The 13437-nt window shown below is 42.3% G+C and carries 14 protein-coding genes; all 14 read right to left on the reverse strand.

Translation table 11 applies throughout. The features are described from left to right. Positions 1 to 368 precede the first annotated feature (368 nt). Complete coding sequence (locus MTF66_RS35185; RefSeq protein ID WP_248530076.1) at positions 369 to 2207, reverse strand: choice-of-anchor I family protein; 1839 nt, start codon at positions 2205 to 2207, stop codon at positions 369 to 371. Between the two features lie 143 nt (positions 2208 to 2350). Next, the gene (gene glmU / locus MTF66_RS35190; protein WP_248530077.1) at positions 2351 to 3709 is read right to left on the reverse strand and encodes a bifunctional UDP-N-acetylglucosamine diphosphorylase/glucosamine-1-phosphate N-acetyltransferase GlmU; all 1359 of its coding nucleotides are present in this window, start codon (positions 3707 to 3709) and stop codon (positions 2351 to 2353) included. Between the two features lie 269 nt (positions 3710 to 3978). Next, positions 3979 to 4401, reverse strand: coding sequence for a F0F1 ATP synthase subunit epsilon (locus MTF66_RS35195; RefSeq protein WP_054554812.1), 423 nt, complete (start codon positions 4399 to 4401; stop codon positions 3979 to 3981). Between the two features lie 13 nt (positions 4402 to 4414). Beyond that, positions 4415 to 5800 (reverse strand): F0F1 ATP synthase subunit beta, encoded by a 1386-nt coding sequence (gene atpD / locus MTF66_RS35200; RefSeq protein ID WP_248530078.1) that lies wholly within the window; start codon positions 5798 to 5800, stop codon positions 4415 to 4417. 32 nt (positions 5801 to 5832) lie between these two features. Continuing rightward, positions 5833 to 6693 carry a F0F1 ATP synthase subunit gamma gene (atpG, locus tag MTF66_RS35205; RefSeq protein WP_217875389.1) on the reverse strand — a complete coding sequence of 287 codons (861 nt, stop codon included), beginning with the start codon at positions 6691 to 6693 and terminating at the stop codon, positions 5833 to 5835. A gap of 59 nt (positions 6694 to 6752) precedes the next feature. Continuing rightward, on the reverse strand, positions 6753 to 8294 hold the full coding sequence (gene atpA, locus MTF66_RS35210) for a F0F1 ATP synthase subunit alpha (protein ID WP_058583667.1): 1542 nt from the start codon (positions 8292 to 8294) through the stop codon (positions 6753 to 6755). Between the two features lie 14 nt (positions 8295 to 8308). After that, on the reverse strand, positions 8309 to 8842 hold the full coding sequence (gene atpH, locus MTF66_RS35215) for a F0F1 ATP synthase subunit delta (protein WP_054554808.1): 534 nt from the start codon (positions 8840 to 8842) through the stop codon (positions 8309 to 8311). Positions 8843 to 8858: 16 nt separating this feature from the next. Next, the gene (gene atpF / locus MTF66_RS35220; RefSeq protein ID WP_054554807.1) at positions 8859 to 9329 is read right to left on the reverse strand and encodes a F0F1 ATP synthase subunit B; all 471 of its coding nucleotides are present in this window, start codon (positions 9327 to 9329) and stop codon (positions 8859 to 8861) included. Between the two features lie 42 nt (positions 9330 to 9371). Beyond that, on the reverse strand, positions 9372 to 9605 hold the full coding sequence (gene atpE / locus MTF66_RS35225; RefSeq protein ID WP_010561330.1) for a F0F1 ATP synthase subunit C: 234 nt from the start codon (positions 9603 to 9605) through the stop codon (positions 9372 to 9374). Between the two features lie 56 nt (positions 9606 to 9661). After that, the gene (gene atpB / locus MTF66_RS35230; protein ID WP_054563741.1) at positions 9662 to 10519 is read right to left on the reverse strand and encodes a F0F1 ATP synthase subunit A; all 858 of its coding nucleotides are present in this window, start codon (positions 10517 to 10519) and stop codon (positions 9662 to 9664) included. 15 nt (positions 10520 to 10534) lie between these two features. Further along, on the reverse strand, positions 10535 to 10915 hold the full coding sequence (locus tag MTF66_RS35235) for an ATP synthase subunit I (RefSeq protein WP_054554805.1): 381 nt from the start codon (positions 10913 to 10915) through the stop codon (positions 10535 to 10537). 159 nt (positions 10916 to 11074) lie between these two features. Then, positions 11075 to 11986 (reverse strand): ParB/RepB/Spo0J family partition protein, encoded by a 912-nt coding sequence (locus tag MTF66_RS35240; RefSeq protein ID WP_054554804.1) that lies wholly within the window; start codon positions 11984 to 11986, stop codon positions 11075 to 11077. Positions 11987 to 12006: 20 nt separating this feature from the next. After that, positions 12007 to 12792, reverse strand: a complete 786-nt coding sequence (locus MTF66_RS35245) for a ParA family protein (RefSeq protein ID WP_054554803.1) — start codon at positions 12790 to 12792, stop codon at positions 12007 to 12009. 13 nt (positions 12793 to 12805) lie between these two features. Next, positions 12806 to 13426, reverse strand: a complete 621-nt coding sequence (gene rsmG, locus MTF66_RS35250; RefSeq protein ID WP_248530079.1) for a 16S rRNA (guanine(527)-N(7))-methyltransferase RsmG — start codon at positions 13424 to 13426, stop codon at positions 12806 to 12808. Between the last annotated feature and the right edge of the window lie 11 nt (positions 13427 to 13437).

Raw genomic sequence — 13437 nt, forward strand, 5'->3', positions numbered from 1 at the left:
ACGTTGCGACGTTGTCGCTAGGGATGCGTATAATACATCCTTAATTTTTCGAGTCAACACTTAATTTTAAACTTTCTTTGTAGACCGTTTTAAACCGAAGTTTCACTTAACTCTGTGTCACTTTGTTCAGCGCTTTTCATTGCTGCCCGCCGTGTCAGTGGATGCGCATTATAGGGATACGAAGAATTAACGCAAGCACTTTTTGAAGGTTTTTTTGAATATTTTCAAATTAGTACAATAACCATACAAATAAAGGGCTGTAGAGGGGTTTTAGCTCAAAAAGCAGTCATTTTTGTGAGGAGAAAATGGCATAGAAAAAGCGACATACATTAAATTAGCTATGTCGCCTTTTATTTTAATAAGGCGGATTAGTTAGTAGAAACTTCCCAAACAGCGATTGAACCCGAAATTTCATTACCAACAACTAGCAATGCTTCATTCGTTGCACTTTGTTCTGCAGGTATAAATGCCATACCTTCAGGAGCAAGATCACCTGTTATATCTGCATCAGCTTCTAGGCCACGATTAAAAAAGTAATCTTGGAATGTCACATTGTATGGATTAGTAATATCAAACACCATAATGCCACCCATACGCTCTAAGCCAATAAATGCAAATGTACGTTCGCCAATCGTACCCAGTGCTAACGCTTCTGGTTCTGCACCTTTGTCATCAGAGCGACTATCACCGTCATTTTCATCTTCGTTATTATTGAATGCTGCTCCGTGAACTGATGCAGTAATGCGTGAGATTTGATCGCCAGAGTCAAAAACCACCATGCCGTTACTATCCCAAATGGTAAAAGAGCGGGCACCATATGCATAGAGTGATTCATATTCGCCATTATTATCTTCATCACCTTTAACAGTGGTCACTTTTAAACGGCCAATATCACTGTTGTCATTGTTCAGGTAGTCAAAATTGCTTGCCAGTATTAAATCTTTAGCTCTGGTTTCATCTATATATGATAAACAACCATCATCTTCATCGTAATCTAGACCACCTTTTGCTAAACAATCAGCTTCGTCGGTTGTATCAAAGAAGTATTCTCGTGCATCACCTTCGTTCGCTGTGACAATAAAGTTAGCACCTTTCCAGGTAAAGCTTGAAATAGTATCTGGTTGATACATGCCATAGAGACCAGGGTAAGATTTAAAGTTAACGCCACCGTCTTTATCTGATGCATCAAAAAGTAAATTAGACCAATCCTTAAAACCTAAGCCTTTAAGCTCTAGGCTATTATCTTCAAGATTGACGATTGCAAGGGCGTTATTTTCTTGTAGTGACACGTAGGCAAACTTATTGTCTTTCGAAATGCTGATGTATTCAGGTTCTAAATCCATAGCCACGGTTGTATTAATCAAGTTACCGTTGATTGTTCGACCTGTCGGGTTAGCAAATACAATCCCAAGTTCTTCAAGCTCTGCTTGTTTGTCGTTATAAGCTGAAAAAGTAATGCTAATAGCAGTATCTGCAATTACACCATCATTAATATTAATAATGCTGATAGAGCCTTCAGGGTCAATACTGTAATCACCATTAGGTTCGCCTTCATTTGCAACCAATACTTTATTGCCATCATGGCTAAAAGTAACCATGTCGGGTAGGGCGCCAACAGATACATTTTTAATAAACTGAGGCTCGTCGCCACTGATATCATAAAATGCGATTAAACCTGCATCACCGGTATTACTTGCAGCCATTGCGACAGCTAAAAGCTCATTATTAGCATCAATAGCGATACTGTTTGCATCACCCGCACTGTGCTCATTAAGTGCAACGGTGATCTCTGAGCTTAAATTAGTGCCGTTTATAACCCCTTCGTTATCTTTAACTAAAGCTGCACGGTCAAAGCTATCGGCTTTTATGATATTAACGACCGCAGAATCACCGGAACTATTGATAGCAAAAATTCGTTGTTTAGATGCTTGGTAAGCGACAATTTCCGCAGCACCTTCAGGGCTTTCTGCGTTCAGCACTGCACGGCCGATAAGATTTATAGTTAAAGCAGCGTTTGCATCTGTACCATTTGCTCCGTCAGTTCCGTTTGTACCATCGGTGCCATTTACCCCATCAGTTCCATTAGTACCATTTTGACCTGCAGGACCTTGTTCACCTTGTAGGCCGTCTTTGCCGTCGTCACCGTCTAATGAGCAGCCAGAAAGAATGGTTAAAAGTGATAGCGCAATAATTGATCTTTTTAACATTATTATTTTTCCTTGGAGTTGTATTGAGGCAATTACAACACGCAGGCATTACAACTATATGGCACTTTTATGAGAACAAAATTTAGTCATAAAAAAAGCGAGTATAAACTCGCTTTTTATTTATAAATTAGTAGGGTAGCTCATTACTTTTTAGTTGGACGCTTCCAACCAGTAAGGTTACGCTGTTTACCACGAGCGACTGCAAGCTGATCGTCTTCAACAGTATTAGTGATAACAGAGCCTGCGCCAATCGTTGCCATTGAGCCAATATTAACAGGGGCCACCAGTGATGAATTAGAACCGATAAAGGCGTTATTTCCAATAATGGTTTTTGATTTATTTACGCCATCATAATTACAAGTAATAGTCCCTGCGCCAATATTAACTTTTTCGCCAACTTCAGTGTCGCCTAAGTAGGTTAGGTGATTTGCTTTTGAGCCTTTACCTAAGCGAGTCTTTTTCATCTCAACGAAGTTACCAATGTGCGAGTCTTCTTCCATAATCGCACCAGGGCGAAGGCGGGCATAAGGACCTAAAGTACATTTAGCTGCGACACTGGCTTCTTCAACAAGTGAGTTAGCTTTAATAACAACGTTATCGCCGATAGTACAATCTTTCAGTACGCAATTTGGCCCAATTTGTACGTTATTACCCAGAGTTACTTTACCTTCGAAAATAACATTAACGTCGATGAGTACGTCTTCGCCAGTCGTTACTTCACCACGTACATCTATACGAGCAGGATCAGCAAGTGTTGCGCCGTTTAGCATTAGCTCTTCTGCTTGCCATGCTTGATATGCACGTTCAAGCGCTGAAAGTTGTACGCGATTATTAGCACCTTCAACTTCCATCGGATGCTCAGGCTGTGCAGAGGTAATTTCAACACCTTCACTGTGTGCCATCGCAACAATGTCTGTTAGGTAGTATTCACCTTGGGCGTTGTTGTTAGATAGGTTACCTAACCAACGCTTAAGTAGCGCACCATTAGCAGCCATAATACCGGTATTGATTTCTTTAATCGCAAGTTGCTCAGGTGAAGCGTCTTTTTGTTCAACAATACCGACTAGCTTGCCATTTTCACGGATCATTCGACCATAACCTGATGGGTCATCTAAGGTAACCGTTAATACTGCTAAGCCTTTTTCTGGAGTCGCAGCAAGTAACTTTTCTAAGGTCGCGCGTTTTGTTAGTGGCACATCACCATAGAGAATTAATACGGTGTCATCATCGGCAAAGTGTTCTTTAGCAACAGCAACAGCATGACCCGTACCGAGTTGTTCTTCTTGTAATACCCAGTTTACTTGGTTGTGCGATAGGGCTTCTTGAAGCTGATCACGGCCATGACCGTAAACAAGATTTGTTTCACGAGCGCCAAGGGCAGTGGCATTATCGATAACGTGCTGCACCATAGGTTTACCAGCAACTTTGTGTAATACCTTAGGTAAAGCAGAGCGCATACGGGTGCCTTTACCCGCAGCAAGAATAACGGTAGTCAGAGACATTAAAACAATATCCTTCTTTCTTTGTTTTAGTGGGACGTAATGAATTTAGCTATAAACATGCAAAGTTGCGCAAGTCACATCATGTGCAAATACTCAATCCTAGCTTACAGGAAAGAACCTTGTATAAAAGCTTAGCTCATTATCAATTAAGACATTGTAGCGGGGAATAGTGCAGGTTATAAGTACAATGATCAGAATAGGGTATAAAACAGTGAATTTTAGGCACAAAAAAGCCCACTTTAAGTGGGCTTTTCGAAAACCGAGTAGGCTTACTTTTTACGTAATTGTTGAATTACGCGAAGTTGAGCGATTGCTTCAGCAAGTTGCACTGCAGCTTGTTGATAATCTAACTCAGCAGTTGACGTATTCGCCATTTGCTCTTCAGCATCACGTTTAGCTTTTTCAGCCGCTTGCTCGTCTAGGTCTTCACCACGTACTGCAGTATCTGCAAGAATAGTGATGCGATCCGGTTGAACTTCTAGCGTGCCGCCAGCAATATACATCACGTCTTCGTGACCAAATTGCTTAACTAAACGTACCATACCAGGTTTTAGGGCAGTTAATAATGGAGCGTGACCATAGTTAACACCAAGGTCACCTTCACTACCACTCACTTGAATCGATTCAACCAGACCAGAGAACAAGCTCTCTTCTGCGCTTACTACGTCAAGATGTACAGTCATAGCCGCCATACTACCCTCCTAATTACATGCTTTTGGCTTTTTCTTGAGCTTCTTCAATAGAGCCAACCATGTAGAACGCTTGCTCTGGCATATCATCAAACTCACCGTTTAAGATACCTTTGAAGCCAGCAATTGTGTCTTTAAGTGACACGTATTTACCAGGCGCGCCTGTGAATACCTCAGCAACGAAGAACGGCTGAGATAGGAAACGCTGGATTTTACGTGCACGAGATACAACTTGCTTATCTTCGTCAGAAAGCTCGTCCATACCTAGGATTGCGATGATGTCTTTAAGTTCTTTATAACGTTGAAGAACTGTTTGAACGCCACGCGCTGTATCGTAGTGCTCTTGACCAATTACTTGTGGGTCAAGTTGACGTGAAGATGAATCAAGTGGGTCTACCGCAGGGTAGATACCAAGTGAAGCGATATCACGAGAAAGTACTACTGTTGCATCTAAGTGAGCAAACGTTGTTGCTGGAGATGGGTCAGTTAAGTCATCCGCAGGTACGTATACCGCTTGGATTGAAGTGATTGAACCCGTCTTAGTAGATGCGATACGCTCTTGAAGTACACCCATTTCTTCAGCAAGAGTTGGTTGGTAACCTACTGCTGATGGCATACGACCTAGAAGTGCTGATACCTCTGTACCCGCTAGAGTATAACGGTAGATGTTATCAACAAAGAAAAGTACGTCACGACCTTCGTCACGGAACTTCTCAGCCATAGTAAGACCAGTTAACGCTACGCGTAAACGGTTACCCGGTGGCTCATTCATTTGACCGTATACTAGAGATACTTTATCTAGTACGTTTGAGTCGTTCATCTCATGGTAGAAGTCATTACCCTCACGAGTACGCTCACCAACACCTGCGAATACAGAGTAACCGCTGTGCTCGATTGCGATGTTACGGATAAGTTCCATCATGTTTACGGTTTTACCAACACCGGCACCACCGAATAGACCAACTTTACCACCTTTAGCGAATGGACATACAAGGTCGATTACCTTGATACCAGTCTCTAAAAGTTCTACTGAACTTGATTGTTCTTCATAAGAAGGTGCTGCACGGTGAATAGACATACGCTCTTCTTCACCAATTGGACCAGCTTCATCAATAGGGTTACCTAATACGTCCATGATACGACCTAGTGTCTTCGTACCTACAGGAACGTGGATTGGCTGACCTGTACCTTCTACTGCAGTACCACGACGTAAACCGTCAGTAGTACCAAGTGCGATACCACGTACCACACCGCCACCTAGCTGTTGTTGAACTTCTAAAGTTAAACCAGCTAAGTCGCCATCTGTTACTTTTAGTGCGTCATATACGGCTGGCACGTTGTCTTGTGGAAATTCGATATCCACAACGGCGCCGATAATTTGGACGACCTTACCTAAACTCATGTCTATTCCTCTCATTAAACTTTGCCGAAGCGTTAAACTGCTGCCGAGCCGCTAACAATCTCACTAATTTCTTGTGTGATTGCAGCTTGACGAGCCTTGTTATAAACAAGCTGTAACTCATCCATAAGGTCGCCTGCGTTATCAGTTGCAGCTTTCATTGCAACCATACGGGCAGCCTGTTCAGAGGCAGCGTTCTCAACTACACCTTGGTATACTTGAGACTCAATAAAGCGTACTAACAGAGCTTCTAAAATCGCTTCTGGGTTTGGCTCATATAAGTAATCCCAAGAATGTTGAGATACTTCTTCTTCAGCTTTTGGCAAAGGGAGTAACTGATCGATTGTTGGCTCTTGCTTCATAGTATTAACGAACTTGTTAAATACTACGTATAAGCGGTCAATTTTACCTTCAGAGTATGCATCTAGCATTGTCTTTACAGGACCAATAACGTCTTGTAATGAAGGTGTATCTCCTAAGTTCGCTTTTTTAGCGACTAACTTACCGCCAAAACGTTGGAAAAAGCCAGCTGCTTTGCTACCTAAAGTAGTAAACTCAGCTTCAACGCCTTTTTCTTTCCACGCTTTAACATCTAGGGCAACTTTTTTGAACTCGTTTGAGTTCAAGCCGCCACATAGACCACGGTCAGTAGAGATAACAATATAACCAACTCGTTTTACTTCACGCTCTTCTAAGAAAGGGTGAGTAAAATCAAGATTTGCTTGAGCAACACGACCAATTACTTGGCGTAAGTTTTCAGCGTATGGACGGCTTGACGCCACACGTTCCTGCGCTTTTTTCATTTTAGACGCAGCAACCATTTCCATTGCGCTGGTGATCTTTTGAGTATTCTTGATACTCCCGATCTTGCTTTTAATCTCTTTTCCGCTGGCCATGACTCTCTCTCCGAATCAGGTGGGCTTTAGTTACCTAAAGCTCACCATTCATAACTAAATTACCAAGTTTGCGTCGACTTGAACTTCTCTAGAAGTTCTTTAAGTTGAGCTTCAATCTCAGCGTTGTAGTTACCAGTTTCATTGATTTGAGCCATTAGCTCTGCGTATGTGCTGTTTGCGTAAGAAATTAGGCCAGCTTCGAAATCCATGATTTTAGCGATTTCGATGTCTTGTAGGTAGCCTTTTTCAGCAGCAAATAGCGACAGAGACATTTCAGCAACAGACATTGGTGCGTACTGTTTCTGCTTCATTAGCTCTGTTACGCGCTCACCATGCTCTAATTGAGCACGTGTTGCATCGTCAAGGTCAGACGCGAACTGCGAGAACGCAGCTAATTCACGGTACTGAGCTAACGCTAGACGGATACCACCACCTAGTTTCTTAACGATTTTAGTTTGCGCTGCACCACCAACACGAGATACCGAGATACCAGCGTTAACAGCTGGACGGATACCTGAGTTGAATAAGTCAGTTTCTAAGAAGATCTGACCATCGGTGATAGAGATAACGTTTGTCGGTACGAACGCAGAAACGTCGCCGCCTTGAGTTTCAATGATTGGCAATGCCGTCAATGAACCTGTTTTACCTTTCACTTCACCATTAGTGAACTTCTCAACGTAATCAGCGTTTACACGTGATGCACGCTCTAGAAGACGTGAGTGAAGGTAGAATACGTCACCTGGGTATGCTTCACGGCCTGGTGGACGCTTAAGTAGTAATGAGATTTGACGGTAAGCAACAGCTTGCTTAGATAAATCATCATATACGATTAGCGCGTCTTCACCACGGTCACGGAAGTATTCACCCATAGTACAACCAGAGAATGGTGCTAGGTACTGAAGTGCCGCAGATTCAGAAGCAGATGCAACAACAACAATCGTGTTTTCTAATGCACCGTGCTCTTCTAATTTACGTACTACGTTAGCGATAGTAGATGCTTTTTGACCAACTGCAACGTACACACACTTAACGCCTGTACCTTTTTGGTTGATGATAGCATCGATTGCTAATGCAGTTTTACCAGTTTGGCGGTCACCGATCACAAGCTCACGTTGACCACGACCTACTGGGATCATCGCATCGATAGATTTATAACCAGTTTGTACTGGCTCATCTACTGATTGACGTTCGATAACGCCTGGTGCGATTTTCTCAACAGGTTCAAAACCGTCGTTATCTAAAGCGCCTTTACCGTCGATAGGTGCACCTAGTGTGTTAACAACACGACCAAGTAGACCACGACCAACAGGAACCTCTAGGATACGACCAGTTGATTTAACTTTTACGCCTTCTTTAAGGTCAGCGTAAGGACCCATTACTACAGCACCTACTGAGTCACGCTCAAGGTTTAGTGCGATAGCATAACGGTTGCCAGGAAGCTCGATCATCTCACCTTGCATACAGTCAGCAAGACCGTGGATGCGGATGATACCGTCAGTAACAGATACGATAGTACCTTCGTTACGAGCTTCACTTACAACTTCGAACTGCTCAATACGTTGTTTGATCAGATCTGAAATTTCAGTGGAATTAAGTTGCATGCTCTTTTTCCCAATTACGATTGTAGTGATGTAGCTAAGCGGGCTAATTTGCCACGTACTGAGCCGTCGATTACAGTGTCACCCGCCTTAATGATAAGACCGCCAACAACTGTAGTATCTTCACTACAATTCAGCTTAACTTTGCGTGCGAAACGTTTTTCAAGTGCCGCTACCAATGTTGCTTGCTGCTCAGCAGCAAGCGGTGTTGCAGAAATCACGTCAACGTCGATTTCTTTGTCGTAGTCCGCTTTAAATTCAGCGAATAACTCAGCAACAGCAGGCAGTGCAACTAAACGTCCATTTTCAGCCATCACCTTGATTAGGTTCTGACCTTGTTCGTTGAGCTGCTCTGCACAGATCTTGATAAACAGATCTGCTTGTTCAGTAGCAGTAGGCAATCCAGCTAGCGCGGCAGCGGCTTGCTCGTTGCTGGCAACATGGCCAGCAAAGAACAGCATGTCGTTCCAACTTTCAACAGTGCCTTTTTCAACGGCAAGTTCAAAAGCCGCTTTAGCGTATGGGCGAGCGATAGTAGCCAATTCAGACATGCTCATACCCTCCTAATTACAGCTCAGCGACAAGTTTTTCAACGATGTCACTGTGTGCGGCTTGATTGATTTCGCGCTCTAAAATCTTCTCAGCACCAACCACTGCCAGCGTCGCTACTTGTTTACGTAGTTCTTCTGTTACACGGTTACGCTCTGCTTCGATTTCAGAGTGCCCTTGAGCAATAATTTTTTCACGCTCTTGTTGACCACGAACAGTTTCTTCGTCAACGATTAGCGTGGCACGCTTTTTAGCTTGTTCAATGATATCAGCCGCTTGAGCTTTTGCCTCTTTAAGCTGCTCAGCAGCTTTCTTTTGCGCAAGTTCTAAGTCTTTTTCGGCTCTATCAGAGGCAGCTAAACCATCTTCGATTTTCTTCTGGCGAGCTTCAATTGCACCATTTAGTGGTGGCCATACGTATTTCATACAGAAAAGTACGAAAACCGTAAATGCAATTAATTCACCGATAAGAGTGGCTGTTAAGTTCACGACCGCTCCTCCTTAAAATAGTAAGCTGTTCAAAAAATAATATTAAAGTACGAACAACAATACCATTGCGATACCAACACCGATCATAGCTACGGCATCGATTAGACCAGCAAGGATGAACATCTTAACTTGTAATGAAGGTGCAAGTTCAGGTTGACGTGCACAAGCTTCTAGGAATTTACCACCCATGTTACCGAAGCCGATAGCAGTACCGATTGCACCGAAGCCGATAAGTAGAGCAACAGCGATGTACTTAAGACCAATCATTAGTTCCATTTTTTTCTCCAAAGTTTCAATTGTAAATTAAAGTTAAAATTTAAAAGTGTAAAAAATTAGTGATTATCTGAGCTTGCCATGCTTAGGTATACGATTGTAAGCATCATGAATACGAATGCTTGCAGTACGATTACTAAGATGTGGAATACAGCCCAAATAAAGTGCAACGGTAGTTGCATTAAACCAACTGCGCCGATCAAGATGAAAATCAACTCACCAGCATATAAGTTACCGAATAAACGCAGTGCTAACGAGAACGGCTTAGCAACTAAAGCGATTGTTTCTAGTAATAAGTTACATGGGATTAAGAACACCATCGCTAGCTTGTTATTAGAGCTGAACGGGTGAAGCGTTAATTCAGCTAAGAATCCGCCAATCCCTTTGATTTTGATTGCGTAACCGATCATCAGAATGAATACACCAATAGCAAGTGCAGCAGTCATGTTGATGTCTGTTGTAGGTACAATCTTCATGTAAACGTCGTGAGAATCCATACCAAACGCTTGCTCGCCAACGAAGCCAGCTAATGCAGGTAGGAAATCAACCGGAATCAAGTCCATTAAGTTCATTAAGAACACCCAAACGAAAATCGTTAGAGCTAATGGAGCGATTAATGCGCTTTTACCGTGGTATGTGTCACGTACGTTGTCGCCAACGAACTCAACGATCATTTCAATGAAACACTGAAATTTACCAGGTACACCGGTATTTGCTTTCTTAGCGGCACTACGGAAGATCCATAAAAATACAAGACCTAGACCGATTGACCATGCGAGGGTATCTATATTCCATGTCCAGAAACCACTGTCTGCACACGCTTTGTTGAAGGCAAGACCAGCGTCGGTCGAGCACATCTTAGCGTTAGTTAAGTGGTGCTGAATATGGCTTGATAGAGTTACTTCTTCTGCAGCCATGTTATATCCCAAAAGTTAATGATTAAAAAAAACGGGCGCAAACAATCCGCTAAATAACACCAATACATAAACACAGAAAAACGGTAATAAAACGACCGTGTAAGACTTCAGTATCAGTGCAAACAAAACGATTGTTAGCATAAATTTTAATCCGTTGCCGCGCTTTAGCGAGGCATACACTTGATTTACTCGACTTGCACCCATATAACGGAATGCATAGACAGCAAATACAAAATTAGGGAGTAGTGCAACAGCTCCGCCAGCAAGCGCTGACTGGCCGGCATTGACTCCCCAACCTATAAAAACAATTACTGCAGCGATTAATGCTACGATACCCTGAAGACAAATTAATTTAAATGCGGCAAGCCTATACGGCCTTGCTAACCTATTAGTCACGTTTTGTTAACCTTTAGAACGTTAAATTGTCAGGGTATGAAAACTGGCGAAATTATACTGATTCCTACCAGTTTTGCAACTTGAGTCGACCCTTTGTAGTGCAAAAACACCACAAATGTCTCTTTTTGGACATGTTATTAATTAATGACGGGAATAGTCTTAATTTATACGGCTTAAAATGCCATCCAACTCATCAAGAGTTGTATAAGAGATAACCAGTTTGCCTTTGCCTTTTTTATTGTAGTTTATTTCTACTTTGGCGCCTAAATTTTCAGCAAGTTTTTGTTCTAACTGTTTGACATCCGGATCTTTTTCTTGCACTTCTTTTTTCGGAGCTGGTTCTAAGATAGAGCGAACTAATTTCTCAGTTTCACGAACAGTCAACGCTTTAGCAACGGCTAATCTAGCAGCATCTGACTGCGCTTCGCCTTCAAGTGCCAATAAACAGCGTGCATGGCCCATTTCGATGTCGCCATGCTCTAACAAGATTTTAACATCTTCGTTAAGGTTATTTAGACGTAGTAAATTAGTCACAGTCGTACGCGATTTACCGACAGCTTCGGCGACTTGTTGATGAGTGAGTTCAAATTCGTTAAGTAAACGATTCAATGCAATCGCTTCTTCCATCGCGTTTAGGTCTTCACGTTGGATATTTTCAATCAATGCGATTGCAACGGCAGCTTCATCTGGTACATCTTTGATGATACATGGAACAGCATCTAATTTTGCAAGTTGAGCAGCACGCCAACGACGTTCACCAGCAATAATTTCATATTTGTCTGCACCAATTTGGCGCACAACAATTGGCTGAATGATGCCTTGAGCACGAATTGAGCTGGCTAACTCTTCTAGCGCTTCTTCAGACATGTCTTTACGCGGTTGATATTTACCCGATTGTAAAAACTCAATCGCTAATTTTTGCAGCTCACCTTTGCTTTGCTCTGCAACAACTTCAGAGACTTGCTCTGGTGTTGCTGTCGCTTGTTGCTGATTATTTGCACTTGGGGCAGGTTTTGATGAACTTAATAAAGCGTCGAGTCCTCGGCCTAAACCGCGTTTTTTAGCAGACATGTTATTTTTTTACCTCGAAGTTAGGCTACTGCTGAAGATGTTTTCTCTTTTCTACGTAACATTTCGCCGGCTAGGGCTAAGTAAGCTTTAGCACCACTTGATGCACGGTCATAATACATGGCAGGGGCACCAAAACTCGGCGCTTCTGCTAAACGGACATTACGTGGGATAACGGTACGATATACTTTATCGCCAAAATGTTGTTTGAGTTGTTCTGATACATCATTTGCAAGGCGATTGCGCGGATCATACATGGTGCGCAAAATCCCTTCAATTGTTAACGCTGGATTTACTAGCTTAGATAGCTGAGTAATGGTATCCATTAATGCCGTTAAACCTTCAAGGGCATAATACTCACATTGCATCGGAACTAAAATCGAATCTGCGGCAGCCATTGCATTAACAGTAAGCATGTTAAGTGAAGGCGGGCAGTCGATAAAAATGAAATCGTATTGGTCTTGAATTTGTTCAAGCGCATTACGTAAACGCACTTCACGAGCAAACAATTCCATTAGTTTAACTTCAGCGGCAGTCACATCGCCATTAGCAGCAATTAAGTGATACTCACCTGAGGTTTCTTTATTGATCACTTCATCGATTGGTGTTTCTTCAATCAATAAATCGTAAATAGTCGCAACATCACCGTATTTATCGACACCACTACCCATTGTAGCGTTTCCTTGCGGATCAAGATCGATTAATAACACTTTACGCTTCGTCGCGGCCATCGATGCCGCGAGATTCACAGCGGTGGTTGTTTTACCAACACCACCTTTTTGGTTTGCTAATGCGATGACTTTTGCCACAGTGCTCTGATCCCTAGTCTTTAGATAGAATGATTAGATGTCTTTGCGCATCTAACTCAGGTACTTCCAAGCTGATTTTTTCATCAAACTTAATACCTTTAGGTAATGAGTCTAGTTCTTCGCTCGGAAATACGCCTTTTAAGGCGATAAATTTACCTGAATGATCAATCAAGTGCGCACACCAGTCAACCATATCTTGTAAAGAGGCGAATGCACGACTTAATACACCATCTAATTTAACACTTGGTTGATATTCTTCAACTCTAGACTGCACTGGGGTTACATTTTCAAGGCCAAGTGCATGTTTTACCTGCATCAAAAAGCGCACGCGTTTACCTAAACTATCTAACAACACAAATTGTGTATCAGGTAAAGCGATGGCTAATACGATACCCGGTAAACCAGGACCGGTACCTACATCAATGTAATGTTTGCCTTTAAGGTGTGGTGCAACAACTAAGCTATCCAATATATGCTTAACCATCATTTCTTCAGGTAAACGAACAGAGGTTAAGTTATAGGCTTTGTTCCACTTGTCTAATAATTCAACATATTGGACAAGTTGTTGTTGCTGTTTTTCTGTTAGCGCAATATCAGTTTGCGCTAACAGCGAAGTTAATTGTTGTTGTAACACTGTATTCCTCA

The sequence above is a fragment of the Pseudoalteromonas sp. 2CM39R genome (assembly GCF_023161845.1).